Raw genomic sequence first — 26800 nt, forward strand, 5'->3', positions numbered from 1 at the left:
GGGAGCCACTGGACGACCAGGTGTCAGACGCGCACGCTGGCGGCCTGCGGGCCCTTCGGGCCCTGGGTGACCTCGTAGGTCACCTTCTGGTCCTCGGACAGCTCGCGGAAGCCCGACGAGTCGATGGCCGAGTAGTGCACGAACACGTCCGGGCCGCCGTCGTCAGGAGCGATGAAGCCGAAGCCCTTTTCCGAGTTGAACCACTTCACGGTTCCCTGTGCCATGACGATCTCCTTGGGAGCTAGAGGTGAACCGGCGACATCTCGCATGCCTGCCGGGGCCGGAGGGATCTCAGACGGCTGCTAACTCCAGCTTGACCAAAGAAAGCGGCTCACCCGCATCGATATCCTGCGAGCCTGCGCAAAACACGAAACAGAACTTACTGCGACCGGTGTTGAACTTACACGACTGCGGGCCGCGTTGCCCAGCGGACCGCCCGGATGCGACCGAATCGCGTCAGCCGCACCCGGGTGAGGACCGACTACTGCTGCCGCTGCGAGAGGCCCTTCATGCACCACTCGCCATCGGTCACGCCGAGGACGACGTCGACCGGGAGGGTCTGGGTCTGGCCCTGCGCGGTGAGCGTGAGCTCCACAGGGGTCACGGCCTCGCTGTCCAGCGACTGGACCGGCGGGCCCGACTGCTTGGCGGACTGGATGAGCTGCAACGCCTCCGGCGGGAGCTGCGGGGCCAGCGTGCCGTCCGGGCCGCGGCAGGAACTGGCCGCCAGACCGCTGGCGTCCTTGCCTGCCAGGGCCGCGGTGACCGCGGACGCCTTGTCATCCGGTTTGCCCGGACCGACGAGGAAGTTCGGCTTGACCAGGCCGGCGAACGCCAGCCCGGCGACGGCGCCCACGACCAGTCCGGTGCCGAGCCCGACGAGCAACCCCTTCTTGCCCCCGCGCTTCGGGGGCGCCGAGGTCTCCTCCGCGTCCGCAGACTCCGCCTCCCCGGACTCAGCGTCCGCAGGCTCGGTGTCCGCAGGCCCAGCCTCCACGGCCTTGGTTTCCGCGGACTCGGCCTGCGCGGACGACTCGTCAGCGGATGATTCGTGCTGCGTGGCCTCGACCTGGCTTTCGGCCTGCTCAGCGCCCTTCTGCTCGGGGTTCTCCCCGACCACCGGCTCGCCGCTCGCCGACTCGTCAGCCCGGCTCGGTTCGGCCATGGTGCATACCTCCCACGACGCCCTGCGAGCGCCTACGCCTCGATCGTGACGCCCCTTCCAAGGCGCCCATGCTGTCAGCCAGCCTGCCCGGGCCCGCAACGCACGTCCAAGAACACGCCGCGGAGAGTGTCATTCCTCATACGCCCTCCGCCGATCGACCCGGACGTCGATGCGGGACCCGTCGGCCCCACCGTACATCTCGCCCGCACCGGATAAGCATTGCCCAGCAACGAGAAGAGCGAACGGGTGGTTCGTTCCCGATGTCCTCTGTTCGTTCCGCGTAAGGCGATTCCAGCTCGGCCGAACCGCTGCACCATTCCTCACCCGGAGCACACGGCTCAGAATGTCCACTTCGGACAATCCTTGCCCCGGACCGGCATCGGAGACTGCGACACTGCACAGCCGACGCCGCGATCGCGGGTGCGTTCTCCGTGATTAATTCCCCGCCGAGCGGAATTCGCCGTGGTTCTCCCCTGATTCGCCACGCCCCCGGTCCTCGTCGTGCACCGCCTCCGCATCGCGGAGCACACTGTCGATGGGCGTCCACGCTCCTCGAACGGAAGCACCCAGGAGGCCGCAGATGACCAGCGAACAGATTCGCGACCCAGAGACCGATGCGCTGTTGACTCCGAAGAACTCAGCAGTCGTCATCATCGATTACCAACCAGTGCAGGTGAACTCGATCGACTCGATGGACCGGCAGCTGCTCGTCAACAACATCGTCGGGCTGGCCAGGATCGCCCGCACCTACCAGGTGCCGATCGTCCACTCGACGGTCAACGTCAAGACCGGGCTCAACAAACCACCGATCCCCCAGCTCCGGAAGGTCCTCGACGACCTCCCCACCTACGACCGCACCTCGATCAACGCTTGGGAGGACACCGAGTTCGTCGACGCGGTCAAATCCACCGGCAGGAAGAAGCTGGTGATGGCGGCGCTGTGGACGGAAGCCTGCTTGACCTTTCCCACGCTCGACGCGCTGCGCGAGGGCTACGAGGTCTACCCGGTCGTCGACGCTGTTGGCGGCACATCGGTGGCCGCCCACGAAACCGCGCTGAGGCGGGTTGAACAGGCCGGAGCACGCCTCATCACCTGGGTGCAACTGCTGTGCGAGCTGCAACGCGACTGGGCCCGGAAGGAAACCGCCGAAGAGTTCATGAGCCTGTTCATCGACACCGGTGGCACCGCCGGCCTGCAGTTCGCCTACGACCGCGACTGACGTGCGCCGCGCCATGGGATTTTCATGACGTCCTGCCGGTCGGATGCGCGGCGAACAGGTGCTCGACCGTCGGGCGGGCCTCGGTGAACGATTCGGCGTGCTGTTCGATTTCGCGATCCGTGCCGGTGAGCCGGCCCTGGTGCTGGCGCAGGTGTTCGTCCCAGGAGCGCACCAGGAAGGTTTCGACGAAGCGGTGCGCGTCGGCGCCGTCCTGGTACAGCGACCAGTTCACGGCTCCGGTGCGTTGTCGCGACTTGCCCACGTCCGACATCGCAGCCCGGAAGGCTTCGCGTTGGGCCTCCGCAACGCGGTAGGTCTTCAGCACGAGAACCGGGCCGTCCTCGGGCATCGGTTCGAACACCAATACCGGTTCCGGCCAGTGCGCGCTGACGGCCCGATCCATCCGGGCCGTCTCCGGTCGCAACGGCCAAAGGCCCACCGTCACGGCGCTGACGAGCAGAAGTGCGGCGGCGAGCGCGAGCGCTGCGGTGAGGCCGGTGGCGGCGGCCAGCGCGCCCCACAGGATCGAGCCGAGCGCTTGGCCGCCCATGAAGACCAGCAGGTAGGTGGCCAAGCCGCGGGCACGGACCCAAGCGGGCAAGGAAAGCTGCATTGCCGAGTTCAACGTCGACAGCACTACGAGCCAGGCGTAACCAGCGAAGAACAACACCAGCGCGGCCACACCCGCACTGGACACGACTGCGGGCAGGACGGTTCCGACGGCGAACAACACCGCGGCCAGAGCTAGCAGCTGGTTCGTCGTGAGGACGGACCGCACGCGCGACAACGTCGATGCGCCGGCAACTGCTCCGAGCCCGAGGGCTCCCAGCAAGACCCCGTAGCCAGCCGCGTCGAGGTGCAGAGCTCGGTTGCTCACGATCGGCAGCAAGGCCCAGATGGCACTGCCCGGGAGGATGAACAAGGTGGCCCGGAGCAGGATTCGCCGCACAACCGGGGCGTGACGCACGTAGCGAGCACCGGCGTGCAGTGCGGGCAGAAGCCGTTCAGGCGGTTGCGGCAGGTCAGCGGCAGGCCGTTTCCAGAACCAGAGCACCGCCACGATTCCCAGGAACGAAACCGAGTTCACCGCGAAGACGAAGCTGGGACCGAAGAGCGCGACGATCACCCCGGCGAGCGCCGGGCCGATCGCCCGCGCGACGTTGACGTTCATCGCGCCCAGAGCCGCAGCCGCAGCGATCTGCTCGCGGACGACGAGTTCCGGCTGCACGGCCTGCCACGCAGGACCGGTCAGCGCCTGCCCGCACCCCAGGAGGAACAACAGCAACAGCAGGACCGCGGGTGTAATGAGCCCCATAGCCGTCACCACGGTCAGCGCAGTCGCGAGAACCGCCATGGCCACCTGCACGCTGATCAGCAGGCGCCGGCGGTCGAGCAGATCGGCCAGCACCCCGGACGGGATCGCCAGCAGCATCACCGGGAGCGTCGCCGCGGTTTGGACCAAGGAGACCAGCAGCGCCGCGTCCGGTTCGCCCACGAGCAGCCACTGAGCGCCGACCGTCTGCATCCACGTCCCGACGTTGGATCCGAGCTGGGCGAACCACAGCGCGCGGAACACCCCCGAGGCCATGGGAGCCCACGACGACTCCTGGGCCGAAGATGCCCAGCGACGCTTCCCCGGCGCTGCCATCACAACCCGCCTCCCCGGGCACCGGTGCCACGCGGCCAATGCGGTCGCCTCGCTCGCTCCCACAAGCTAGGCGATGAACCGCCGATGAGCGCAGCGAAGCTCGTCCCGCTCACCGCGGGCGATCAGCGGTCGGAGCTCCGGAGGAGTCGCACCGGGCGCGATCCGCCCCGACGATTCTTATCTCGCCATACAACCTCTTGCGAGCGACCTGCGGTCCGTTCGTCATGAACACCAAGGCCTAGGTCCTGCATGCCTCCGAGAACTGCCAAGCCAGACGCCTCGGCACGTCCCCGCCGACGACCACCCGGGCCACGACGTCCTGTGACCACCTACCGCTGACCAGCAGGAACATCCAAACCGCCGCGCGCTCGGACCGCAGCGGCCCGCGCGCATGCCGAGCCGCGCTCTTCCCGGGCCCGACTCCGGCTGATCGATGCGCGCGCATGTTGTTCCCGGACCCGGGAGTCCAGCCGCGGACTTCCTCGGTCAGACTTCGACCGGCCCGCCGAGCAACCGGGCGAACACCGCGTACAGGTATTCCAGCTCCTCGCCGGAAAGCCGGTCGGCGAACGCTCGCTCGACCGCTGCCGCGTTCGTGCGCGCGGCGCTGCGCGCGAGCTTCTTCCCCTCCTCGGTGAGCTCGACCTCCACTACGCGCGAGTCGTCCTCCGCACCACCCCGCGCGACGAGCCCCCTGGCTTCGAGCCGGTCCACCAGTCTGCTGAGCGCGCTCTGGCTCAGGATGACCCGGTCGGTGAGCTCGCGGAAGCGGACCCCGGCAGCGGGAATGTTGATCAGCGCGTCGAACTCGTTCAGCGAGAGACCGTGCTTGTCCGCCAGATCCGCTTCGATCTCCCGCAGCACGGCGGCGTGGACCTCCATCATCGATCGCCACACGGCGACCTTGTACCGCCTCGACACCTTCGCAGCAGCTGAACGTCCCACGACCGACGACCTTACCTCGATCAGCGACCGCCCACGGATCCACCGACTTCCGCTACCGGCCGGACACCTGCGGTGACACTCCGATCACACCGGTACCGCTCCATCCCCCGCAACTCGACCCGCACCACCCATATCTATGCATATGCATGGTGATGAGCTCATTTCTGTTGCTGCACAAGAATATTTCTCTTCTTCTACTGATGGGACTACCGGTGGAACGGCTTCCGCCGGGCCCAGCACCGGTTGCTCGACGCATCTTCCTCGCTGCTGGTGTCAGCTCCTGCTCGGGTAGTCGGTGTAGCCAGTGGCGTCCCCGCCGTAGAACGTGCTCTGGTCAGGGGTGTTGAACGGTCCGCCGTCAGCCAGCCTGGCGGGCAGGTCCGGGTTGGCGATGAACAGGACTCCGTAGCTGAGCAGGTCCGCGGTGCCGTCCTCTAGGAGTTCGAGCTCCTCGACGCCGGTGGGGCGCCCCGGGGTGTTCGGGTTGAGCACGAACGTCCCGTCGAAAGCACGGCGCAGGCCGTTGGTCAGCGACCGGTCCGCGGATTCGGCGATGTGCAAGTAGGCGAGGCCCAGGGGGTTGATCGCCTCGACCAGTGCGGTGTAGGTGGGTTCGAGGTCTTGTTCGCTGATGTCGTTGAACGGGTTTCCCGGCGAGATCCGCAGTGCGGTGCGCTGACCGCCGACAGCGTCGGCGACGGCTCGCGTGGTCTCGACCATCAGCCGGAGCCGGCCTTCCAACGAGCCGCCCCAGGCGTCAGTGCGCTGGTTGCTGTTGGATGCGAGGAACTGGTGCAGCAGGTATCCGTTCGCACCGTGCAGCTCCACCCCGTCGAATCCGGCCTCGATCGCGTTTCGGGCCGCGTTGGCGAAGTCGCTGATCGTGTCGAGGATCTCGGTTTCCGAAAGCTCCTTGGGCGTGACGCAGTCCTGCAGGCCGTCCGGGGTGAACACCTGGTGCTTCGCCGCGATCGCGGACGCACCGACCGGGATCAGGCCGTCCGGAAGGAGGCTCGGGTGCCCGATGCGCCCTGTGTGCAGCAGCTGAGCGAAGATCCGGCCGTCTTCGGCGTGCACCCGGTCGGTCACCTTGCGCCAAGCGGCCACCTGCTCAGCGGTGTGCAGCCCGGGGGTGACCGGGTAGCCCTGACCGACGACCGACGGCTGAACGCCCTCGGTGATGATCAGACCGGCGGATGCGCGCTGGGTGTAGTACTCGGCCATGAGCTCGGTTGGCGTGCCATCGGTCGCGTTGGCGCGCGAGCGGGTCATCGGCGCCATGACGATCCGGTTTCGGAGCGTCGTGCCTCCGAGCTGGAACGGGTTGAACGCAGTTGTCATCGAGTTCTCTCCACCTGTGAAAAAGGGGACGGTCGAGCCGCCGGACTCGGCCCACCGCGCACAGGTCACGCGCGAGCTCTTCCTTCCCCGAACCGAACTTTCCCACCCCTTGCGACCCGAGGACTGGAGACTGTGGACGGTCGCGGGGCGGCGTTGCCCACGTCCCAGCGGGCAGACCTGGATCGCAATGGTCTTCAACCTGCAGAGCGTCGCCGCACCGTCACAGTCCTGCCCTGGTGTCGGGCTGGTGCCCTTCGCCAGCACGGCGGGCCATCCCGGGCTGTTCCGGTCCGCCGACTTCTGCCGTCTCAGCAACCGGGTTCGTCGATCGCATCGACGCAGCCGCATCCGAGTCGCGAACGCGCAGCGCGACCAGCAGGCCCAGCACGGCGAGCACGAGGGCGGCGACGAACGTGTCGCGGAAGGCGCTGAGCATCGCGTCCTGCCGGACGGCGTCGGTCACCACCGGTGCCAGTCCGCCGAGCCGCTGCTCGGTGCGGAGGGTCAGGATGGTGGCGACCAACGCCACCCCCGCGGCCGCGGCCACTTGACGCGTGGTCGCGAACACCGACGATGCCCGGGTCATCGCTTCGGGAGCCACCTGCGCGAAGGTCGCGGCCTGCAACGCGATCACCGTCAGCGCCATGCCGATGCCCATGGTGAGCATCGGAATCCGCACGGCCCACAGGCTGCTGCTCACGTCGACGGCGAGCAGGGCCGCGATGGACGCGGCGACGGCCCCGAAACCGGAGATCAACATCCACCGCGGGCCGACTCGCTGGTACAGCCGTCCGGCGAACGGCATCGTCGCGGTCATCCCCAGCGCCTGGAACATGGTGACCAGCCCCGACCCGGTGGCGTCCGCACCCATCAGCGACTGCAGCAGCAACGGGGTCAGGAAGAGCGTGCCCATCAGGGCGCCCGACGACGGGAGCATCAGCAGGTTGCCGGCTCGGAACAGCCGGATGCGGAGCAGCCGGAGATCGATCATCGGCTCGGCGATGCGCAGTTCGGCGATCACGAACACGAGCGCGAGCAGCACACCTCCGAGGAGCGGCCCGAACGCGGTCGCACTCCCCCACCCGCTGGCCGAGCCCTGGTCGAGACCCACCAGCAGCAGCGCGAGCGCGCCACCGCCCGCCACGAAACCGATGACGTCGAAGCGCCCGGGGTGGTCGGTTCGCTCCTCGCGGATCATCGCCGCCGTGAAGGCGATCCCGGCCACACCGATCGGCACCTTCATCAGGAAGATCCAGCGCCAGTCGACGTTGTCGACCAACCATCCGCCCAGCACCGGTCCGAGAGCCGGCGCGAGACCGGTCGGGATCGACAGGACCGCGGAGGCCTGCGCGCGCTCGTCCGGCGGGAACGCCCGGAACAGCATCGCGGTCCCGACCGGCGTGAGCAGACCGCCGCCCACCCCCTGCACGATCCTGGCCGCCACCAGCTCGGTCAGCGAACCAGCGAATCCGGCCCACAGCGACGCTGCGGTGAACACCGCCAGGGCGAACAAGAACGTTCGCTTGGACCCGAAGCGGTCAGCCACCCACCCCGATGCCGGGATGAACACGGCCATGCTCACGAGATAGCCGGTGACCAGCCATTGGAGGCTTTCCGTACCGACACCGAACTGCCGCCCCAAGGCCGGTAGCGCCGTGTTCAGCACGGTCATGTCCAAGATCTCCATGAACAGGCCGAACACGAAGGCAATCGCAACCAGCCACTTGTACGGCACACCGCGCAACATCCCAGGACTCCATCCACGTCACGGCCCAGACCTGCTCGCCGACGGCACCTCGCCCAGCAGAGGCGAGCGGCAGGCAGCGCATCCCATCCTCGGGCACTTACTTCAGAAATTGAAACATTCTGTGAGTGAAGTTATGTCCCCGGGTGCCGCACGTGGAGCGATGGAAAGCCCTCAGCCGGCCAGGGCAGGCCGAAACGCCCTGCCCGGCAGGAGCCGGCAGGGTCGGTGGTGGACGACGTCAGTCGCCGGAGGGATCCTGCGCCGCGCGCAGCAGCTGGACCAGGGCGTCTCGCTGCCCTGCATCGAGTTCGGAGGCGATGGGAAAACCGACTCCCAACCGCTTCAGCAGGCGCTCCCGCAGCTTCTCGCCCTTCGCCGTGAGCACGAGCAGCTTGGCGCGGCGGTCAGCCGGATCGGGCTGCCGCTCGAGCAGGCCCTCCGCCTGGAGCAGATCTGCGATGGCAGTCACGTGCGAGGGCTCGCAATGCAGAGTGGCCGCGAGTTCGCCCATCCGCTCCGGCTGCTCCAGCCGCAGCAGCGTGTGCGCGTGGGGAAGGCTCAGGCCGACATCAGCGGCCGCCGAATCGAGGTGTTCGCGCAACCTGGCCATCACTCCGAACAGGAGCGTCATCAGCTCCCGCTCTTCTCCGCCCGACCGCGTGCCCCGCCCCATCGACGCCCCTCCCGACCCTGCTTCACCAGCAATTTACCTCGGCGCTCGCACGTGCCGCAGACGGGCATCCGAGCACCAGCCGGCGCCTGCGCGAATGGCTTCCGACCCCAATCGCGAGCGTCGAATCGCAACCGGTCGACAACAGTCCGCGACCGACCCGGCGTTGGATCTCGCCCGAACCGCGAATTGGAGCGCTCCGATTTCCACCACCTCCCGAACATCTGCCGCGACCACGGACAGCACTCCAGTCACACGGGCCTCAACGCACCCGTTGCGACTCAATGCGCATGCATATAACTTCTATGCGGGCGCATGATTTTGATCGGATTCACCCTATTGCGCAAGGAAAATTGTCATCTCGTACAACACAGATCATCGGGGATTACCCGTTGGATCTCGGCGGTTGAGCCGACTGCGAGATCAGCATGCGGGTCTCGCACCCACCCGGGCGGACGACGTGGACCAGCTACCCAGGCCGAAAGCCCAACAGCAAGATCTCAATGATCGAACACAACGAGGTGCATTACTGATGCGCAAGATCAATCGCGTGCTGGCCGCTGGGGCGTTGACGCTCCCCCTCGCGCTCGGCATCGCCGGGGTGGCCTCCGCCGAGGGCCAGGACACCAACATCCGCGTCGAGAGCCAGGCGTCGGCCCAGGTCCACGGGCGCGGCTCGGTCAACGCCAGCAGCCAGGCGTCGGCCCAGGTCCAGGGTCACGGCACGGCCAACGCCAGCAGCCAGGCGTCGGCCCAGGTCCACGGCCGCGGCACGGCCGAGGCCAACAGCCACGCGTCGGTGCGGGTGGCGGGCCGCGAGAGCCACTGGAACCACCGCGACGGGATCTGGGGCTACAAGTGGAACGACATCCGCTGGAGCTTCCACCAGGTCCGGGGTCACCACCACGAGGACCAGGACGAGCTGTGCTTCCTGGACCACGGCCTGATCGGCCACAACCCGCACACCGTTCGGTGAGCGCGGTTCGTTGACCGTCGGGGGATAGCGCGTGGTGGGTTCTCGCCGGGAACCGGGAACCCACCACGCCCCTTCACTCCTGTTCCGGCCACGGCCGGGCCAGGTACGAGGTCGCCACGCGGGCTTCTCCTCCAGCGAACCATCGAGGCGCATCCGAACGCTTGGCGATCAACACGAACATCGAGCAGCACGAGGTGTCCTCCCATGTTCAAGATCAACCGAATTCTCGCGACGGGATTCCTGTCGTTGCGGTTCGCACTCGGCATCGCAGGGCCGACGTCCAACCGGTTGCAGCTGCGGAAGCCGACGTCGAAAGCCCGGCACCGGCGCGACCGCACAGCCACGCCCCGGCGAACCGAGAGCGTCGGGAAGCCGCACATCTTCATGATCAAGTCGACCGGCGGGATCACCCGCGCCGACACCACGAGCGCCGACCGGTTCAAGGCCATGTGATCCGCCGAGGTGGTGCCGGGCTGCTCAGAACCAGCCCGGCACAACGGAAAACCGCCGCAAAGGAAGCGACCTCGATCTCGACGTTCACCTGCGTCGATCAGGAATGAAACCCAGGTCGTCCTTCAACGAGCCTTACCTGCCGTGCGTTCGGGCGCCTTCCGGAATTCCCAGGGCGCTCCGCCCGGCAGCAGCGAATGCAGAGGAGTTTCAGGTGTCCTTGTTCGACCCCGTCCGCGTTGGTCGGTTGGACCTGCCCAATCGCATGGCGATGGCAGCGATGACCCGCAGCCGTGCCGATCAGGAGGGCGTCCCCTCCCCCAGCACGGCCACCTACTACGCCCAGCGCGCATCGGCGGGCCTGATCATCACCGAGGGCACGCAGCCCTCGCTGCAAGGGCAGGGGTACCCGTGGACCCCGGGCATCTACACCGATGCCCAGGTGGCTGGGTGGCGCGTGGTCACCGACGCCGTGCACGCGGCAGGTGGACGCATCTTCAACCAGATCCAGCACTCCGGGCGGGTGGGACACCCCAGCGTGCACGGCCTGCCCCCGGTCGCCCCCTCCGCCGTCCGCGCGAACGGGCAGATCTTCACGCCGACGGGGCCGCAGGACCTCGTCGAACCGCGGGAGCTGACCGTTTCCGAGATCCACGGCATCGTGGCGGAGTTCGCCGATGCCGCACGCCGTGCGATCGAGGCCGGGTTCGACGGTGTGGAGCTGCACAGCGCGATGGGCTACCTGCTGCACCAGTTCCTCGCCCCCAACAGCAACCAGCGCTCGGACGCCTACGGCGGCTCCATCCAGGGCCGGATCCGCTTCGTCGTCGAAGTCGCGGAAGCCGTGGCCGACGCGATCGGCTCCGACCGGGTGGGGTTGCGCATCTCCCCCGCCAAGCCGATCAACGACATCGCCGACACCGACGCGACGGAGCTCTACCCGGCGCTGCTGAGCGCCTTGGCGCCGCTGGACCTCGCGCACCTGCACCTGGTGGCCGCCGAGGACGAGGACGTGAACGACAAGATCCGCGCCGCCTGGCCGGGCATCCTCGTGGTGAACCCCCTCAACTCCTTCCCCGAGCCACCTGCCGACGCCGGCCGGGCGAACGCCGAGCAGTGGCTGCGGCGGGGGGCCGACCTGATCTCCTTCGGCCGCGGTTTCCTCGCCAACCCGGACCTGGTCGAGCGCTTCCGCATCAACGGCCCGCTCAACCCGGTCAACCCCGAAGGCCTCTTCGGCGGCGGTGACACGGGCTACACCGACTACCCCGCCCTCGGCTGAGACCGGCGTGGTGGATCGCGGTCGATGCCCGCGACCGCGGCGGTGAACTCGGCGAGCTGCCCAACTGCGCAGCTCGCCGAGTTCCGGGGAGTTGGCCGTCGCGTGCGGCACCGGTGGAGTCCGGTGCTGCCGCCGGTGATGCAGCCGGGCATCGGCCCGAGGAGCCGACGAGCGGATTCCGGATGCCCGGTGTCAGGCCCGGACCACCGGTGTGTCCACCAGGTGCTCGGCGAGGAACCACACCTGCATCTCCCCGGTGCGGATGATGTCGGAGACCAGGAGGTCGTTGGTTCCGTCGTCACCGCTGCTGGCCGCCCGCGCAGCAGCGTCGTGGGCATCGCCGAGGATCACCTCGTGCGCCGCCAGCAACCGCGACAGCATGGCGGGAACCTCCTCGACCCCGTTCGGCGGGCGCTGGATCCGGGTGATCTCCGCGACGTGGCGGGGGTCGCCGACCGCCACCCCGCCGAGCGTTTGCACCCGCTCGGCCAGCGAGTCCACCAGCGCCAGCTGCTCCCCCGCGTGCTTGTCCAACAGCAGGTGCAGCTGGTAGAAGGTGTGCCCGCGCATCAGCCAGTGGTGCTTCTTGTAGTGGGCGTACAGGATTTGGGTATCGGCCAGGATCTGGTTGAGCCGCTGGCAGGAATACATCCGCACGTCCCGTGACAACGCGACCGGGAGCTTCCGCACGGTGCCGAATTCCTGGATCTCCTGTCCTCGCTGGTGCAGCAAGGGCTCGCTGCCACCCGAACGATCAACTGCGGTGCTCATGGCGCTCCCCCTCGGCAGGCCGGTCCTGCTTGCAGCCCCATGATGCGGTGGGCACTTCACCTCCGAAACACGATCACGCTCTGGACCGCCTCCCGTGCGCAGCAACTGGTCGAGCCGTGTGGCGATGCTTGCACCACAGTGGCCAGCGATGGCAGATGTGGCTGGTGAGAACGGTGAGCCATCGCCCCAGCGGACCAGCGGGGCTGTCCGCCCTGCCGAGGATCGAAGCTGGGAAGCACTGGTCCAGAACACTTCGCGCACGGTGGCGGGAACGACGGTGGGGCAGGCGAGCAGGGCCGGTCGGGACCGGACTCCAAAGGATCACGCGCCATCGTCGGCGCGACAGAAATCCACTATGGACCTGTCGGCGCCGGCGATGAGGCGAATCCAGCTGTGCACCGCCCGAGTGGCTGGGCGTTCCGGCCCGTAGGAAAGTCGGCGTATGAGCCGTACGCCCGGAGAGCTTTGGAGCTCCACATGAAGACGGTTGCCATCATCGGCTTCGGCGACATGGGTGAGCAGATGGTGCCCCACCTGCTGTCCCGCGGACATGCGGTGCGCGTCCACGACATCGATCCAGCCAAGCGCCAACGCGCCTCCGCCGCCGGGGCCGAGGTCCTGCCCACTGCGGCCGATGCGGCCCGCGGAGCCGACGTCGTGGTCGGTCTCGTGATGTCGGACGACATCCCGGCCGCCTACCTGGGCGAGGACGGCATCCTCGCGGGCACCGCTCCCGGGGCCGCCGTCCTCGTCTGCTCGACCACGACCCCGGCGCTGCTCGACTCCGTGGTCGCTGCCGCTCCGGACGGGGTGACCGTCCTGGACGCTCCGATCGTCGGCGGGGTGAAGTACGCGCGCGAGCGCCGCATCACCTTCCTCGTCGGCGCACCCGACGACGCCTTCGAACGAGTCCGCCCGGTGCTCGACGCCCTCGGCACAGCGCGCCAGGTCGGCGGCGTCGGCTCCGGCGTGGCCTACAAGCTCATCACCAACGTCGCCATCATGGCCGCCGAAGCGGGCATCCGCGAAGCCCTCGACATGGCCGACTACCTCGGCCAGGACTACGCCACCGCGCTCGACCTCATGTCGGTCGGCCCCATGGCCGCCGTCGTCACCCGAGCCCTCGACACCACCAACCCGCGCCCGCTGCGCCGGTCCGCGGAGGACGACGACACCTTGCTGTCCGCGGTCGACGACCCGGCACGGCAACTGCCGATCTCCCACGCAGGTGCCACGCGTTTGTGGGAGGCCGTCAACGCGACCGAGGACTTCGAACCGGACTTCGTCGACCTGACCCGCCGCACGACAGCGCGACCGGAGTACCGGCGCGCGTGAATCACGCCCGCACCCCGTCGCTGAGTGTTGCTACGAAAATCCCGAGATCATCCACTGTGACACCGTGTCACGGGATGAGGACGAGCCGACCGCGCAAGCCACCTTCGGCCAGTCGCGCGTCGGCTGCCGCAGCATCTTCGAAGTGAATCGGGCCCGGCACCGCGGCGTCGAGCATGCCGTCCCAGCCAGCAGGTGCGAGCGACGCACCGCGGGACAGGACGTGGTCAGCGCCCCTGGTGACGAGGATCTCCCCGTCACCAGCGGAGGCCAGCGCGGTCACCTTCAGCCCCTGCCGGTGCACGAGCTCCACCGCGTGCGCGCTGATCGACTGGGCAGGCACCCACCACGACGAGCTCTGCGAGAACCGAGCCAACTTCGACAACCACCAGGCTTGACGGAACATCGCGCACCAGCGCAATCCCGACCCGGCTGTCCCAGTCTGCCGTGAATCCCCGTGTGCCGGTTGCTGGGGGCGTCGCCGAGCTGGTGTCCTGGGCGGGCCGTCGCTGCCGGGAGCCGGAGGCTGATCATGGTGTTGCGTGCGCGGCTCGCGCTTTGCGCCGCCGCAGTGCTGGTGCTGGCCGGGTGCACCACTTCGGACTCGCCGGGGAGCTCGGCCCCGGACGGGCGCGCGAACATCGTGTTCGTGCTGGTCGACGACATGGACTCGGGACTCGTCCAGTTCATGCCGCACCTGCAGCAGATGCAGCGGGACGGCGTGACCTTCTCCGACTTCACGGTGACCGACTCGCTGTGCTGCCCGTCGCGGTCGTCGATCCTGACCGGGAAGTTCCCGCACAACACCGGTGTGTTCACCAACGAGCCGCCGGACGGCGGGTTCGGGGTGTTCCACGAGCGGGACGAACGGGACACGATCGGCACCGAGCTCCAGCAGGCGGGCTACCGGACGGGTTTCCTCGGCAAGTACCTCAACGGCTACCAGCCGCGCGCACCGCTCGGTGGCGATCGGCCTTTCGTGCCGCCAGGTTGGAACGAGTGGGCAGTGGCCGGCAACGGCTACGCCAACTACGACTACAACCTCAACGTCAACGGGCGGGTGGAGCACCACGGTCGGCGTCCTGAGGACTACCTGACCGACGTCATCGCCAAGCGCGGCAACGCCTTCATCCGCGCCAACGCCGCCGAAGGCACCCCGTTCTTCCTGGAAGTGGCGCCGTTCGTGCCGCACAGCCCCTCGACTCCGGCACCGCGGCACAAGAACGCCTTCCCCGACCTGACCGCGCCGCGCGGCCCGGCCTTCAACGAAGCCGACCGGTCCGACAAGCCCGCGTGGCTGCGCGACCTGCCGCCGCTGTCCCCGGAGCAGATCGAGTCCGCGGACCAGAAGTACCGGAAGCGCGCCCGGTCCCTGCTCGCCGTGGACGACATGCTCGCGGAGTTCCAGCGCACGCTCGCCGAGACCGGCCAGGCGCAGCGCACGCATCTCGTCTTCGCCTCCGACAACGGCTTCCACCTGGGCGAACACGCGTTGGAGGCGGGCAAGCAGACCGCGTTCGACACCGACGTCCGCGTGCCGCTCATCGCCAATGGCCCGGGCGTGCCGAGCGGCGTGGTGGTCGACCGGTCGGTGCAGAACATCGACCTGCGCCCGACCTTCGCCGAACTAGCCGGTCTCCCGCCGCGACCCGACCTCGACGGCATGAGCTTCGCCGGTCTCCTCCGGGGCGGGTCACCCGCCGCGGACCGCGACGTCGCGCTGGTGGAGCACCACGCGCCCCGCAACGGGCCGGGCGACCCCGACCAGCAGAGGAACCAGGAGGGGATCCCGCCCACCTACACCTCGATCCGCACGCCGGAGGGCACCTACGTCGAGTACGCGACCGGCGAGCACGAGTACTACGACAACCGGACGGACCCGGACTAGCTCGACAACACCTACGCGCAACTGCCGCCCGACCAGCGCGATCGGCTGCACCGGACGCTGACCGAACTCGCCGCGTGCCGCGGCAACGCCGAATGCACTGCCGCGGCCAAAGCCCGTTGAGATCAATCCTTTGTGGACACCTAGGGGCTCGACCTGCCAGCGCGGACAGGTCGAGCCCGATCCGGCTGGTTCAGCGGTCCGACTCTGTCCCGAACAGCCGCGCCACACCGACGACCCGCTCGATGATGACGACCGCCACCGCCGCGAACAGCACCATCAGCGTGCCGACCGCGGTCACCGTCGGGTCGTAGTTGTACTGCAGGTAGTTGAAGATGCGCACCGGCAGCGTCTGCATGTCGGTGGTGACCACGAACAACGCGACCGTGAGGTCGTCGAAGGACGTGATCAGCGCGAAGAACGCACCGGCGATCAGCGACCCGCGCAGCGCGGGCAGCGTGACGTGCCAGAACACCTTCGGCGGCGACGCGCCGAGACCGGCCGCGGCGCGTTCCGCGGAGCGGTCCAGGCCCGCGAGCCCGGCGAGCACCAACCGCACCGTGTAGGGCACGGTCAGCATCAGGTGCGCCAGCAGCAGCGTGACCGGGCTGGCCGCCAGGCCGAGTTGCGCGAACCACTGCAGCAGACCGATGCCGAGCACGATCGTCGGTACCGCGAACGCGCTGGAGAACAAGTTGTCCAGCACCGACCGGCCCGGGAACGGGTAGCGGTGGATCGCCAACCCCGCACCCAGTCCGAGCAGCGCGGACACCACCGCGGCGGCGGCCGCGACGCCGAGGCTGAGCGCGAACGAGCTCAGGAACTCCGGCCGGTGCAGCAGTTCGACGTACCAGCGCAGCGTGACGCCCTGCGGTGGGAAGGACACGTAACTCGTCGTGGTCAGCGACGATGCGATCGTCACCAGGACCGGGGCGAGCAGGAAGAGGGCGACCAGGGTGGCGAAGCCGGCGCCCAGCGCGCGTGCCGTCCGGTTCATGCGAACGTTCCCCTCTCCCCGCGCCCCTGCAACAACCGGGAGTAGACCGCGACCAGCAGCGTGGTCACCACGATCAGGATGAAGCCGATGGCCGCCGCGTACGGCCAGTCCAAGGTGTTCGTCGCCTCGGTGTAGACGAAGTAGGGCATCAGCTTGACCGTCGGGCCGCCCAGGATGGCCGGGGTGACGAAGCTGGACACCGTCAAGCTGAACACGATCAACGACCCGGCCAGCATGCCGGGCGCCGACAGCGGCAGCGTGATCCGCCAGAAGCAGCTCCACGCGTTCGCCCCCAGCCCCTTGGCGGCCGGCACCAGCGTGGGGTCGATCCGGTCCAGGCTCCCGATCAGCGGCAGGACCATGTACGCGAACATCACGTGCACCATGCCGATCACCACGGCGGTGTCGGTGTAGAGCAGCGCGGGCGGATCGATGCCGAACAAGCCCAGCGCACCGGCGATCGGCCCGTTCGGGCCGAGCACCACCAGCCAGCCGTAGGCCCGGATCACCATGCTGATCAGCAGCGGGGAGAGCAGGATCAGCGAGAGGTAGTTGCGCACCCGCGGCGACCGGCCGCGCAGGTACATCGCGAACGGGTAGCCCAGCACCAGGCAGCCCGCGGTGGTCAGGGCGCCGATCCAGAGGGTGTGCCACAGGATGTCGCGGTAGAACGGATCACCGAGGAACCGGACGTAGTTGGCCAGCGTCAGATCGCCCTGCTGCGTCCGGAAGCTGTTGAGCACCAACGTGAACAGCGGTGCGATGAACAGCAGGGCGCACGCCGCGATGGCCGGTGCCGCCAGCAGCAGTCCGGTGCGCCAGCGCCGTCCGCGGCGGGGCGTCAGGACCCCCGGACCGCCAGCGACGCGTGTTGCGGTTGCCACCTGCACTTCACCTCCTGCCCCACCTCCGGCACGGATTCGCCGAACGGCAGCGAAACTTCGACCGCACCGGCCACTGTGGACACCGTGCACCGCGCTTTGGCGCCCAGGAACCGGGTGTCCCGGACCGTGCCGGGCAGCCCTTCTCCCGAGGACGCGAGCCGGATCGCCTCCGGCCGCACGTAGATCCGCACGTCGTCGCCCGGCCGCGGCTGTTCGCCGACCGGGTCCGCCGACACGACGACACCGTCGGCGATCCGGCACGCCGCACCGCCCTCGGCGGTGCCGTCCAGCACGTTGACCTCGCCGATGAACTGGGCGACGAAGTCGGTGGCCGGTCGCAGGTACACCTCCTGCGGGGTCGCCAGCTGGTGGATCACGCCCTGGTCCATGACCGCGATCCGGTCGGAGACCGCCAACGCCTCCTCCTGGTCGTGCGTGACGAGGATCGTGGTGGTGCCGATGCGGCGTTGCAGCGCCACGACCTCCTCCCGCAGCCGGACCCGCAGCTGGGCGTCCAGGTTCGAGAACGGCTCGTCGAGCAGCAGCAGGTCCGGCTCGACCACCAGCGCCCGGGCCAACGCGGCCCGCTGCTGCTGCCCGCCGGAGAGCTGCCGGGGATACCGCTGCGCCATGCCGTCGAGCCCGACCATCTCGAGCGCGTCGGCGACCTTCGAGGCCCGCTCGGCGCGGCCGCTCCGGCGCATCCGCAGCCCGAAACCGACGTTGTCGGCGATCGTCATGTGCGGGAACAGCGCGTAGGACTGGAAGACCATGCCCATGGTGCGGCGATGCGCCGGCGTGGCGGTCAGGTCCCGGCCGTCGACCTCGACGGTGCCGGAATCCGGCAGCAGGTGCCCGGCGATGATGTTCAGCGTCGTCGTCTTGCCGCAGCCGGACGGGCCGAGCAGGGTGAGGAACTCGCCGGGCTCGGTGCTCAGCTCGATGCCGCGCACGATCTCCTTGCCGCCCAAGCTCTTCCGCAGTTCCGACAACCGCAGCCGGCCGCGGGTGGCGGTTTCCGCAAGAGTCGTCACCGGTTCTCCACCTGCTTGTTCCACTGGTCGGTCCAGGCCGACCGCTGCTGGTTGATGACCTTCCAGTCGAGCTTCCGCAGCTTGCCGATCGAGTCGGGGCCGACGAGCTTCTCGGCCAGCGCGGGATCGATGGTCACACCCTTGACGGTCGGGCCGTCGTACGTGCTGCCGGCGACTGCGGTCTGCACCTTCTCGTCCAGCAGGTGGGCGACGAACTTCTGCGCCAGCTCGTTGTGCGGTGCCTTGTTGACGACGTTCGCGGTGGCCACCAGGGCGAGCGCGCCCTCCTCCGGGTAGACGAAGCGCACCGGGAAGTTCTTCTCCGCGAGCGTGGACACCCGGGACACGCCCCACACCGACGCCGCGGCCTGCCCCTGCAGGAAGTAGTTGGACACATCGGCCGTGGTGTCGAACGTGACCGCGTTGCCCGCGATCTTGCCGACCGCGTCGAACCCGGGCTGGATCGCCTGCTCGGAACCGCCGTTGGCCACGGCCGATCCGACCAGCAGCCCGACGCCGTAGGTGTTGGTGATCGAGGGCAGCACGAGCGAGCCCTTGAGCCGCGGATCGGCGAGGTCCATCCACTTGGTCGGCGCCGGGATCCCGTGCTGCGCGAACCAGTCCGGGTTGTAGGCGATGCCGGTCGCGGTCATGCCGAATCCGACGCCGACGTCCCCGGGCAGCCGCGCCACGTCCACCACCTGGTCGACGGGGACGACCTTCGTGTCCAGCGGCGCGAGGAGCCCGGCCTCGACGGCTTGCGCTTGCGGCCCGTCGTCGAGCAGCGCGACGTCGATCTGCGGGCTCGCCTGCTGCGCCTTGAGCTTGGCGATGCTGTCGGTGGACGAACCGGGGATGTAGGTGATCTTGCAGGAGCAGGTCTTCTCGAACTCGGGGATGACTGTCTCGCGCAAGGAGGTTTCGAACGAACCGCCGTAGCCGGCGATGACCAGGGTCCCGGCCTGGGCGGACGGGTTCGGCGGGGCGCACCCGGTGAGGCCGAGCGCGGCAGCGCCTGCGACGGCGACGATGGTGGTGAGCAGGGAACGGCGTGAACGCATGATCGTCTCCCGAACTGGCTCAGGGCGAGGGGGTGCGGAGGGGCTCAGAACGGCGGGCCGTTGAGCGTGCTTTCGACGTAGAACCGGGAAGTTTCGGCGGGCAGGATGGCGCGGAGGTGCTCGACGACGTCGCCGTCGGCGCTCCAGGTGATCCGCAGCCAGCGGAAGACCGGGGTGCCGACGGGCAGCCCGAACAGCTCGGCGTGCTCGTCGTCCAGCGCGTGCGGCTCCACGTAGAGCCGGCTCCGCCCCAGCTTGACCCCGCGGTTGCGGAGGTAGACGTGCGTGGTCGTGGTGACCAGCGGTTGGTCCAGCAGGTCGGGCGCGAAGCGGAACGGCAGCACGGCCAGTTCCGCGATCGCCACCCTCCCGCCGTCCGCGCTCAGCTTGTGGCGTTCGACCTGGACGACGGCTTCGTCACCGGCCAGGTCCGGCAACACCAGGGCGGCCTGCTCGGCGAGCAGCACCTGAGCGCTGATCACCCGGTGGTCACCGTGCATCTCAGCACCGCTGACCAGCAGTCCGGTCGCCCGGAGCAGGTTGTGCTCCCCGGCGGTCTGCGCGACGAACGTGCCGTGCCGCCGGTACCGCACGACCATGCCGGTATCGGCCAGGTCCCGGAGCGCGCGTTGCACCGTGATCCGGGAGACGCCGTACTGCTCGCCGAGCTCGGACTCGGTGGGAATCCGGGTCCCGGGCGCCCACCGACCTTCCTGGATGTGCGCCTCCAGCTCCCTGCGTATCCGCGCGTGCAGCGGGAGGTCACGTCCGCTCATGAACAGCAGATAGTGGGCACGCGCACATGATATGTCAATAGTGCGAAAAGATATGACTTCTGCAGCGGGCGCAGACCGCACCGCAGCAGACTCCCCCTGCACCAGGGCGGCTTTCGCTCAGGCCGAGGATCCGCTGCTACCGACCGCGCGACTCCCGGGTCGGGTCAGCGGCTCGCGCGGGTCAGAGGTCCGGCAGCGGGTCCGGTGGGAAGTCCCGGGGCGACGTGATCTCCGAGTCGGCGGCGTTGACCACCGCGACGTACTCGTCGTCGATCTCGTAGTCGATGCCGTCGAGGGTGAAGCACGGGGTCGACTGCACGTCCACCGGGCCGAGGACGGTGTTGCGCGGCAACCGCGCGAGGACCGATTTCGGCTTCTTCCTGGACCAGAAGCCCGTCGAGAGCACCGTGACCGCCTTGCTGCTCACCACGACGAGCACGCTCGACTGCACGCTCATCAGGACGTCCGCGGGGAAGACGTACCTGATCTCGTCGTCCTCGCCGAGGAACGCCCGGATCTGCTCGCGCACAGCTGCGGGAACCGGCATGACCGGAGATTACCAACTCCCGGCGCCCCCGAAACCGGATCCGGCAAAACATGCACCGGTTCGACGCGAACTCCTCTTCTGCAGATCCAAAGGTCCTGACGTAGAGGGTTTTTCGCCCTCGTCAGCGATCCCTCGCCAGCTTTGTCGTATTCGCCGATGCGACCGAAAGTCCTTGTCCGGGAAGGGATTTTTCGTGCAGGTGCACGCTGTTGCGTCGAATTATGTATGCGCGGTGCATCTTCCTTGATATTTGTGGGCCTGCTCCGGCGTGCCAGACTGGGCTGGAAATCGATGCTCTGCACACCGCGTTCCCTCCCCGACGGCGCGGTGCCGACACCGCGAGTGGCGATCGCCGCCGAACACCGCTGACCGGCGCGATGCACCTGCGGAGTTCCGTGCGACCTGCGCCCGTTCCGCACGCCCGGCGACCCGGCCGCTCCGGGCCGCCGGAAGTCCGACCGGTCAGGCCGAGACGAACGTTCGAGAACGCGATCGTCCGGCGTAGGAGAGGAGGAACTGCTGTGGACCGATCCGCTGATGTCGTCGCGCTGTTTCCCGGGCAGGGCGCTTTCGACGGAGAAGCGCTGGCCGACGCGGCGAAGAACCACCCGGACGCCCAGGACGTGTTCGAGGAGATCGACGGCGTGACCCTCGCCGAAACCGGACGTCGCCTGTCGGACGTCGTGTTCGGCGACGAACCCCCGAACCTCGGCGCCCTGCTCGCCGACGAACCGTGGGTGTCCCAGCTGGCCATCTACGGCACCGACGTCGCGGTCCACCACGCCCTCCGCAGCAGCGGTCTCCGCCCCGACCTGCTGCTCGGCCACAGCCTGGGTGAGATCGCGGCACTGGTGTGCGCCGGTGCGTACACCGTCGCCGACGGCGCGCGGTTGATCTGGCACCGGGTCCGGGTCGTCGAGGAGACCGAGCTTCGGGACGGGTGCATGGCTGCGCTGGCCACCGACGCGGACCGCGCGCGGTCGCTGCTGTCCGCCGTCGGCGACGACGACCTGGTGATCGCCGCGGAGAACCACGACCGCCAGACGGTGGTGTCCGGGCCCGCGGAGTCGATGGCACAGCTGCGCGCGGTGACCGGTGCGGTCGGTGTTTCGTTCGCGCAGCTCGAATCGCCCGCTCCGTTCCACAGCCCGCTGCTGCTGCCGACCACCGACCGGTTCACCGCGGCCATCCGCGACATCCCCCGACGACCGCTGCGGACCCGGGTCCACTCGCCGATCCTGGACCGGGAGTACCGCGACGACGAGGACATCTCGGCCGCGCTGGCGAGCCACCTCACGCTCCCGGTCCACTTCGCGGCGACCATCCGCCGACTGGAGGCCAAGGGCGTTCGGGCCTACGTCGAATGCGGTGCTGTGGGCTCGTTGAGCAAGTTCGTGCGGCAGCACCTGAGCAGCTCCGCACCCACCGCCGTTGCCGGTCTGCCCCCGGCGGGCATCGATTCCGCCTTGCGGGAGCTGCGCGCGGCCGGTCTGCTGCCGGCCCCGGAAGCGGCCGGTGGAACGGCTTTCGACGCGTTCTGGGCGGACCGGGGCGCGCAGATCATCGAACTGATCCGGCAGGAGTTCGAGCGCTACCAGGACACCCGCACCACGCCACCAGAACCGGAAACACCGCAACCGTCAGCAGATCCGGAAACCCCGCAGTCGTCAGAAGATCCGGCCAGCAGCACTGCGGTTCTCGACCCGGCGGAGGTCGCCGGGAAACTGCGCAAGATGTACTCCGACGCCTTGGAGTACCCGGAAGAGGTGTTCACCGACGACGTCGAGCTCGAAGCGGAGCTGGGCATCGACTCGGTGAAGCAGGTCGAGCTGCTCACCCGCGTATCGGAGACCTTCGGGCTGCCGATGCCGGCCGACGGCTTCCGGTTGGCCGACTACGACAAGATGGGCAAGGTCGTCGACCACACCGTGCGGCTGCTCTCCTCGGCGGAGTCCGCGCATGCCTGAGCGCAGCGAGCTCGGGGGGAAGATCGCGCTGGTCACCGGCGGTGCGCACAACGTCGGCAAGGCGATCGCGGCGGCCCTGCTCGCGCGTGGCGCACGGGTGGTGGTGAACTACTTCCACTCCCACGAGCAGGCGAAGCAGACCCGGGCGGAACTGTCCGGGACGGGCGAGATCGACCTGATCCGCGCCTCGGTGGCCCGGCCGGAACAGGTGGACCGGATGTTCGCCGAGATCGACGACCGGTACGGGCGGCTGGACATCCTGGTCAACAGCGCCGCCTCCGGCGCGCTCGTGGCCGACGACGAGGTCACCGACGCGCAGCTGGACAAGGGCTGGAACACCAACGTCAAGGGGGCGCTGCGCTGTTCGGAGCGCGCGGCCGAGCTGATGCGCCGGCACGGCGGCGGAGCCATCGCCAACGTCTCCACGCTCGGCGCATCGCAGTTCGTCATGGCCAACTACCTGGCTTGCGCACCGGCGAAGGCCGCGGTCGAAGCGCTCACGCGCTACCTGGCCGCGCGGTTCGCCGCCGACGGGATCCGGGTGAACACCGCGTCGGCGGCGATGCTGGTCAGCGACGTCGCGGACGCGTTCCCGCAGGCCGAGCAGATGCAGGCGGCCGTCCGCGCCGCCACGCCGTTCCAGCGCCTCGGCACTCCGGAGGAGTTCGCCGATCTCGTGGCGTTCCTGGTCGGTGACGACTCGCGCTGGATCACCGGTCAGACGGTGGTCGCCGACGGCGGTCTGTCGCTGGGTGTTCCGCTGCTCTCTCCCCCACCTGCTCGACCTGCCGTGGAGCGCACGGCGGAGGAACCGCTCCCCGATGAGTCCGAAGTGGACGAAGTGGCGGTCGTCGGGATGGGCATGGCGGTGGCCGGGGCCAACAGCCCGGACGAGTTCTGGGAGCTGCGGCAGACCGGCGCCGAGCTGTTCGTCCCGGTACCCCCGGACCGCTGGGACCGGGACTCGTTCCACTCGCCGGACGAGCACGCGGAGGACAAGGCCTACCAGGACCGGTGCGTGTTCATCACCGACTTCCGGCCCACCGACCGGCCGGTCGACGAGCGCGAGGAGTTCACCACCGCCTGGCTGCGGCACAGCGTCGTGCAGGCGATGCGAGGCGTCAGCACGGAGTCCAGCGACCGGGTCCGCTGCATCTTCGGCTACACCCCGGACGGCAACCAGCACCTCGAAGAGGCCGGGGTGCTCACTGCGGCGGTGGACCAGGCCGACGCCCTGCTCGCCGACCTCGATCCGGACCGGGCCGACGTGCTGCGCGGCGAGGTCCGGCGCACCCTGTCCGACCGCTACCGGCGCGGTGCCGAGGCGGAGGCCGCCCGCTTCCTGCCGCACCGGGTGGGCAGGCTGGCGATCGACGGCGTGCTGCCTGCCACGGCATCGGTGCAGATGGTCGACACGGCGTGCTCGTCGTCGCTCTACGCGGTGGACATCGGAGCCAAGGCGTTGCTGAGCGGAAGTACCGATGTCGCCGTGTGCGGCGGCGCTTTCGCCCTCGGACCGCGTGGCACCGTGCTGTTCTCGAAGCTGCGCGGCCTGTCGAAGCGGGGCGAGGTGCGCTCCCTCGACGAGGACGCGGACGGCGTGATCTTCGCCGACGGTGCCGCCGTCGTGGTGCTCAAGCGGTTGAGCCGGGCGCGCGCGGACGGCGACGAGGTCCTGGCCGTGCTGCGCAGCACCGGTACCTCCTCCGACGGGCGTGGGAAGGCCATCTACGCACCGAATCCGGAGGGGCAGGCCCGCGCGCTGACCAGGGCCCGGGCCGAGGAGCGGCCCGACTGGATCATCGCGCACGCGACCGGAACACCGGCCGGTGACCTCGCCGAGCTCAACACCCTGCACGACCGCTACGGACGGGATCCGGGCGCGGTCCCGGTCACCTCGAACAAGTCCCTGATCGGGCACACCGGGTGGGCGGCCGGGGTGGTGTCGCTCATCGAGGCGATGCTCGGCATGCGGCACGAGGTCGTCCCGCCGCAGTTCCGCTTCAACGCGCTCACCAGGGGTTTCGCCGAGGGCAGTTCCGCGCTGAGCATCCCGACCGAGGCGCACCCGCTCCCCGCTCGGGAGGACCGGGAGCGCACGGTCGCGGTCACCGGGTTCGGCTTCGGCGGCACGAACGCCCACCTGATCATCGCCGAACCACCGCGCCGGCCGATCGCGCGGACCGCGGACGAGGCCCGACCACGCCGGCGCATCGCGATCGTCGGGTGGGCCGCGCACCTGCCCGGACTCGACGACCGGGCAGCGGTCGAAGCCTGGCTCGACGGCCGGGCCCCCGGGCCCGCCACGAGCTTCGGCGAGAAGTACCCGGCGCCGCCGTTCTCGCGGGTGCGGCTGCCGCCACCGACGGTCCGCACGGTGGACCGCTGCCAGCTGATGGCCCTGGAGTGCGGTCACCAGCTGCGGGACCAGCTCGGTGCCGCGTGGCAGGAGCACGCGGAGCGGACCGGGGTGTTCGTGGGTCATCTCGGCCCCACCCGCAACGGCATGCTCTACGCCAACCGGTGCTACCTGGACGACATCGGCAAGGCCCTGACCGGAAATCCGGCGCTCGCCGAGTCCGATCTGCTGCCCAAGCTGCTGCACGGTCTGCGGGAACGCGCGCACGACCTGGTGCCACCGTCCAACGAGGACTCGTTCTCCGGCATCATGCCGAACATCATCTCGGCGCGGGTGGCGAACTACTTCGACCTGCACGGTCCGAACCTCACGCTGGACGCGGGACTCGCCTCGACGCTGGCCGCGTTCGACGTCGCCGCCGGGTACCTGGAGGCGGGCGAGATCGACGTCGCCCTGGTGGGCGGGACGAACGGGAACGGCCTCGCCGAGTTCCGCCCGATGCTCGGCGACCTGGTGCCGGGCGCGGACCCGGCGGAGGGTGCGTTCCTGTTCGCCCTGGCCCGGGAAGAGGTCGCCGAAGCCGCTGGGCTGCGCGTCCTCGGCTGGGTGGACGACGTCGGCCCGGCCGACGCCCCGGAGTCCCGCGAGGCGGTCGAGTGCGGTGTACCGGCTCCTGAGAACGCCCGTTATCTCGGCGGCGCGGGTGGTTTGGCCGTGCTGCGGCAGCTGATCACCGGCAGCGGACCGTCCACTGTGGTGTGCCACGCCGAGTCCGACTCCCCCGCGACCCGACTGGACCTGACCGTCCCGGCGTCCACGCCCGGTCAGCTGGATGGCCGGTTCGGCAACGCCGTGGAACACGCGCCGGGCCAGCCGTGCCAGGTCAAGCGGCACGTCGCGGAGCTCCGGCCCGAGGCGCGCGAACGGGCGCTTCCCGGTACGCCGTTCCTGCCGCCCGGCGTGGTGCTGCTCACCGATCAACCGGAGCTGGTCGACCCGCTGTCGCTGCCCGAGGGCGCGCGGGTGCTCTGCTGCGCGCCCGAGATGGCTCCCCGCCCCGGCTGGCACCACCTGCCGGAGGTCACGCCGGACGCAGTCGATTCCGCGCTCGCCGGACACCGCCCCGACGCGGTACGGGTGGTCGTCGACCTGACCGCTTCGGCGCCGCCGCAGACGTGCCTCTCCGAAGGATCCGCGCAGGTCGACGCGCTGCACGACCTCACCTTCCTGGTCATGCAACGGGCCTTGGACGCCTCGGTGATCGCCCTGCTGCTGGGTGCGCTGCCGGACGGTGTGCCGCATCCCCACCACGGCCTGTTCTCCGGGCTGATGAAGGCAGCGCACCTCGAATCCCCCGATGCCGTGCGGTTCGTGCTCGGCACCGACGAGAGAACGGCGGCAGCGGGACTGCGCGTCGCGGAGCAGGAGAGCCGGGTGCGGCGCACGCTTCCGGTGGTCTTCTACGACCGGGGTGAGCGCCACGTCCACGGGCTCGTCGAACGCCCGGTGGAACTGCCTGAGCCGGTTCCTGCGCGGTTCGGCCCGGAGTCGGTGGTCGTGGCGGTCGGTGGTGCGCGCGGCATCACCGCCGAACTGCTCAAGTCGTTCGCCGAGCAGTTCGGCGTGAAGCTGCACCTGATCGGCAGCAATCCGCTGGACAGCTATCCCCCGGAGGTCTTCGCCGCCGGTGACGACGAGTTCGCCGGCCGGCGCAAGGGCTGGCTGCGCGAGCAGCTGGCGCAGC

At 69.2% G+C, this 26800-nt stretch carries 23 protein-coding genes; 8 read left to right on the plus strand and 15 right to left on the minus strand.

The window, feature by feature from the left end; genetic code table 11:
* Nucleotides 1-23: 23 nt before the first annotated feature.
* Together ABTZ89_RS11910 and ABTZ89_RS11915 are read right to left on the minus strand one after the other, a co-directional pair.
* Nucleotides 24-224, minus strand: coding sequence for a cold-shock protein (locus tag ABTZ89_RS11910; protein ID WP_351043288.1), 201 nt, complete (start codon nt 222-224; stop codon nt 24-26).
* A 257-nt stretch (nt 225-481) separates the two neighbouring features.
* Nucleotides 482-1165 (minus strand): hypothetical protein, encoded by a 684-nt coding sequence (locus tag ABTZ89_RS11915; protein ID WP_351043291.1) that lies wholly within the window; start codon nt 1163-1165, stop codon nt 482-484.
* Nucleotides 1166-1745: 580 nt separating this feature from the next.
* Between ABTZ89_RS11915 and ABTZ89_RS11920 the strand changes: the two genes are divergently transcribed.
* The gene (locus ABTZ89_RS11920; RefSeq protein WP_351043294.1) at nt 1746-2384 is read left to right on the plus strand and encodes a hydrolase; all 639 of its coding nucleotides are present in this window, start codon (nt 1746-1748) and stop codon (nt 2382-2384) included.
* A gap of 22 nt (nt 2385-2406) precedes the next feature.
* Here the strand turns inward: ABTZ89_RS11920 and ABTZ89_RS11925 are convergent, their stop codons facing one another.
* The 5 genes from ABTZ89_RS11925 to ABTZ89_RS11945 all read right to left on the minus strand — a co-directional run bounded on the left by ABTZ89_RS11925 (nt 2407) and on the right by ABTZ89_RS11945 (nt 8696).
* Nucleotides 2407-4032, minus strand: a complete 1626-nt coding sequence (locus ABTZ89_RS11925) for an MFS transporter (RefSeq protein ID WP_351043297.1) — start codon at nt 4030-4032, stop codon at nt 2407-2409.
* Nucleotides 4033-4518: 486 nt separating this feature from the next.
* Nucleotides 4519-4977 carry a MarR family winged helix-turn-helix transcriptional regulator gene (locus ABTZ89_RS11930; protein WP_351043300.1) on the minus strand — a complete coding sequence of 153 codons (459 nt, stop codon included), beginning with the start codon at nt 4975-4977 and terminating at the stop codon, nt 4519-4521.
* A 273-nt stretch (nt 4978-5250) separates the two neighbouring features.
* On the minus strand, nt 5251-6318 hold the full coding sequence (locus tag ABTZ89_RS11935) for an alkene reductase (protein ID WP_351043303.1): 1068 nt from the start codon (nt 6316-6318) through the stop codon (nt 5251-5253).
* A 220-nt stretch (nt 6319-6538) separates the two neighbouring features.
* A complete protein-coding gene (locus ABTZ89_RS11940; RefSeq protein ID WP_351043306.1) occupies nt 6539-8065 on the minus strand; it encodes an MDR family MFS transporter in 1527 nt (508 codons plus the stop codon).
* A gap of 238 nt (nt 8066-8303) precedes the next feature.
* Complete coding sequence (locus ABTZ89_RS11945) at nt 8304-8696, minus strand: MarR family winged helix-turn-helix transcriptional regulator (protein ID WP_351043309.1); 393 nt, start codon at nt 8694-8696, stop codon at nt 8304-8306.
* 571 nt (nt 8697-9267) lie between these two features.
* Here ABTZ89_RS11945 and ABTZ89_RS11950 point away from each other — a divergent pair.
* The 3 genes from ABTZ89_RS11950 to ABTZ89_RS11960 all read left to right on the plus strand — a co-directional run bounded on the left by ABTZ89_RS11950 (nt 9268) and on the right by ABTZ89_RS11960 (nt 11443).
* On the plus strand, nt 9268-9711 hold the full coding sequence (locus ABTZ89_RS11950; protein WP_351043312.1) for a hypothetical protein: 444 nt from the start codon (nt 9268-9270) through the stop codon (nt 9709-9711).
* Nucleotides 9712-9915: 204 nt separating this feature from the next.
* The gene (locus tag ABTZ89_RS11955; RefSeq protein WP_270952102.1) at nt 9916-10164 is read left to right on the plus strand and encodes a hypothetical protein; all 249 of its coding nucleotides are present in this window, start codon (nt 9916-9918) and stop codon (nt 10162-10164) included.
* A gap of 211 nt (nt 10165-10375) precedes the next feature.
* The gene (locus ABTZ89_RS11960; RefSeq protein ID WP_351043315.1) at nt 10376-11443 is read left to right on the plus strand and encodes an alkene reductase; all 1068 of its coding nucleotides are present in this window, start codon (nt 10376-10378) and stop codon (nt 11441-11443) included.
* Between the two features lie 192 nt (nt 11444-11635).
* Here ABTZ89_RS11960 and ABTZ89_RS11965 read toward each other — a convergent pair whose 3' ends face one another.
* The gene (locus tag ABTZ89_RS11965) at nt 11636-12214 is read right to left on the minus strand and encodes a Dps family protein (RefSeq protein ID WP_270952104.1); all 579 of its coding nucleotides are present in this window, start codon (nt 12212-12214) and stop codon (nt 11636-11638) included.
* A 477-nt stretch (nt 12215-12691) separates the two neighbouring features.
* On the opposite strand from ABTZ89_RS11965, the gene ABTZ89_RS11970 reads away from it, so the two are divergent.
* Entirely contained in the window at nt 12692-13549 is an 858-nt protein-coding gene (locus tag ABTZ89_RS11970) for an NAD(P)-dependent oxidoreductase (protein WP_351043319.1), read from the plus strand.
* A gap of 67 nt (nt 13550-13616) precedes the next feature.
* Here the strand turns inward: ABTZ89_RS11970 and ABTZ89_RS11975 are convergent, their stop codons facing one another.
* The gene (locus tag ABTZ89_RS11975; RefSeq protein ID WP_270952106.1) at nt 13617-13931 is read right to left on the minus strand and encodes a hypothetical protein; all 315 of its coding nucleotides are present in this window, start codon (nt 13929-13931) and stop codon (nt 13617-13619) included.
* 147 nt (nt 13932-14078) lie between these two features.
* On the opposite strand from ABTZ89_RS11975, the gene ABTZ89_RS11980 reads away from it, so the two are divergent.
* A complete protein-coding gene (locus ABTZ89_RS11980) occupies nt 14079-15434 on the plus strand; it encodes a sulfatase family protein (RefSeq protein WP_351043323.1) in 1356 nt (451 codons plus the stop codon).
* Between the two features lie 190 nt (nt 15435-15624).
* Here ABTZ89_RS11980 and ABTZ89_RS11985 read toward each other — a convergent pair whose 3' ends face one another.
* The 6 genes from ABTZ89_RS11985 to ABTZ89_RS12010 all read right to left on the minus strand — a co-directional run bounded on the left by ABTZ89_RS11985 (nt 15625) and on the right by ABTZ89_RS12010 (nt 20730).
* Nucleotides 15625-16428, minus strand: coding sequence for an ABC transporter permease (locus ABTZ89_RS11985; protein WP_351043325.1), 804 nt, complete (start codon nt 16426-16428; stop codon nt 15625-15627).
* Nucleotides 16425-17312, minus strand: coding sequence for an ABC transporter permease (locus ABTZ89_RS11990; protein ID WP_351043328.1), 888 nt, complete (start codon nt 17310-17312; stop codon nt 16425-16427). Before ABTZ89_RS11990 ends, ABTZ89_RS11985 begins: the two co-directional genes overlap by 4 nt.
* On the minus strand, nt 17270-18346 hold the full coding sequence (locus tag ABTZ89_RS11995; protein WP_351043330.1) for an ABC transporter ATP-binding protein: 1077 nt from the start codon (nt 18344-18346) through the stop codon (nt 17270-17272). Before ABTZ89_RS11995 ends, ABTZ89_RS11990 begins: the two co-directional genes overlap by 43 nt.
* Nucleotides 18343-19407, minus strand: a complete 1065-nt coding sequence (locus ABTZ89_RS12000; protein ID WP_351043333.1) for an ABC transporter substrate-binding protein — start codon at nt 19405-19407, stop codon at nt 18343-18345. Before ABTZ89_RS12000 ends, ABTZ89_RS11995 begins: the two co-directional genes overlap by 4 nt.
* A gap of 44 nt (nt 19408-19451) precedes the next feature.
* Nucleotides 19452-20183: a GntR family transcriptional regulator gene (locus tag ABTZ89_RS12005; RefSeq protein WP_270952113.1), complete on the minus strand. Its 732-nt coding sequence runs from the start codon at nt 20181-20183 to the stop codon at nt 19452-19454.
* Nucleotides 20184-20364: 181 nt separating this feature from the next.
* The gene (locus ABTZ89_RS12010) at nt 20365-20730 is read right to left on the minus strand and encodes a hypothetical protein (protein WP_270952114.1); all 366 of its coding nucleotides are present in this window, start codon (nt 20728-20730) and stop codon (nt 20365-20367) included.
* A gap of 521 nt (nt 20731-21251) precedes the next feature.
* On the opposite strand from ABTZ89_RS12010, the gene ABTZ89_RS12015 reads away from it, so the two are divergent.
* Entirely contained in the window at nt 21252-22697 is a 1446-nt protein-coding gene (locus ABTZ89_RS12015) for an acyltransferase domain-containing protein (RefSeq protein WP_351043337.1), read from the plus strand.
* Nucleotides 22690-26800, plus strand: a 4111-nt coding sequence (locus tag ABTZ89_RS12020) for an SDR family oxidoreductase (RefSeq protein ID WP_351043339.1), incomplete at its 3' end; no start/stop codon positions are given. The genes ABTZ89_RS12015 and ABTZ89_RS12020, both read left to right, overlap by 8 nt.

This window comes from Saccharopolyspora sp. NPDC002686, from assembly GCF_040295745.1.
Lineage (GTDB): Bacteria > Actinomycetota > Actinomycetes > Mycobacteriales > Pseudonocardiaceae > Saccharopolyspora > Saccharopolyspora oryzae.

Excerpts from the sequence above, each read along its gene's own strand:
- ABTZ89_RS11980 (WP_351043323.1), top strand. The coding sequence starts at position 14,079 with ATGGTGTTGCGTGCGCGGCTCGCGCTTTGCGCCGCCGCAGTGCTGGTG.
- ABTZ89_RS11915 (WP_351043291.1), bottom strand. The coding sequence starts at position 1,165 with ATGGCCGAACCGAGCCGGGCTGACGAGTCGGCGAGCGGCGAGCCGGTG.
- ABTZ89_RS12010 (WP_270952114.1), bottom strand. The coding sequence starts at position 20,730 with ATGCCGGTTCCCGCAGCTGTGCGCGAGCAGATCCGGGCGTTCCTCGGC.
- ABTZ89_RS11950 (WP_351043312.1), top strand. The coding sequence starts at position 9,268 with ATGCGCAAGATCAATCGCGTGCTGGCCGCTGGGGCGTTGACGCTCCCC.
- ABTZ89_RS11910 (WP_351043288.1), bottom strand. The coding sequence starts at position 224 with ATGGCACAGGGAACCGTGAAGTGGTTCAACTCGGAAAAGGGCTTCGGC.
- ABTZ89_RS11985 (WP_351043325.1), bottom strand. The coding sequence starts at position 16,428 with ATGAACCGGACGGCACGCGCGCTGGGCGCCGGCTTCGCCACCCTGGTC.
- ABTZ89_RS12005 (WP_270952113.1), bottom strand. The coding sequence starts at position 20,183 with ATGAGCGGACGTGACCTCCCGCTGCACGCGCGGATACGCAGGGAGCTG.
- ABTZ89_RS11925 (WP_351043297.1), bottom strand. The coding sequence starts at position 4,032 with ATGGCAGCGCCGGGGAAGCGTCGCTGGGCATCTTCGGCCCAGGAGTCG.
- ABTZ89_RS11920 (WP_351043294.1), top strand. The coding sequence starts at position 1,746 with ATGACCAGCGAACAGATTCGCGACCCAGAGACCGATGCGCTGTTGACT.
- ABTZ89_RS11970 (WP_351043319.1), top strand. The coding sequence starts at position 12,692 with ATGAAGACGGTTGCCATCATCGGCTTCGGCGACATGGGTGAGCAGATG.
- ABTZ89_RS11965 (WP_270952104.1), bottom strand. The coding sequence starts at position 12,214 with ATGAGCACCGCAGTTGATCGTTCGGGTGGCAGCGAGCCCTTGCTGCAC.
- ABTZ89_RS12000 (WP_351043333.1), bottom strand. The coding sequence starts at position 19,407 with ATGCGTTCACGCCGTTCCCTGCTCACCACCATCGTCGCCGTCGCAGGC.
- ABTZ89_RS11935 (WP_351043303.1), bottom strand. The coding sequence starts at position 6,318 with ATGACAACTGCGTTCAACCCGTTCCAGCTCGGAGGCACGACGCTCCGA.
- ABTZ89_RS11940 (WP_351043306.1), bottom strand. The coding sequence starts at position 8,065 with ATGTTGCGCGGTGTGCCGTACAAGTGGCTGGTTGCGATTGCCTTCGTG.
- ABTZ89_RS11945 (WP_351043309.1), bottom strand. The coding sequence starts at position 8,696 with ATGACGCTCCTGTTCGGAGTGATGGCCAGGTTGCGCGAACACCTCGAT.
- ABTZ89_RS11955 (WP_270952102.1), top strand. The coding sequence starts at position 9,916 with ATGTTCAAGATCAACCGAATTCTCGCGACGGGATTCCTGTCGTTGCGG.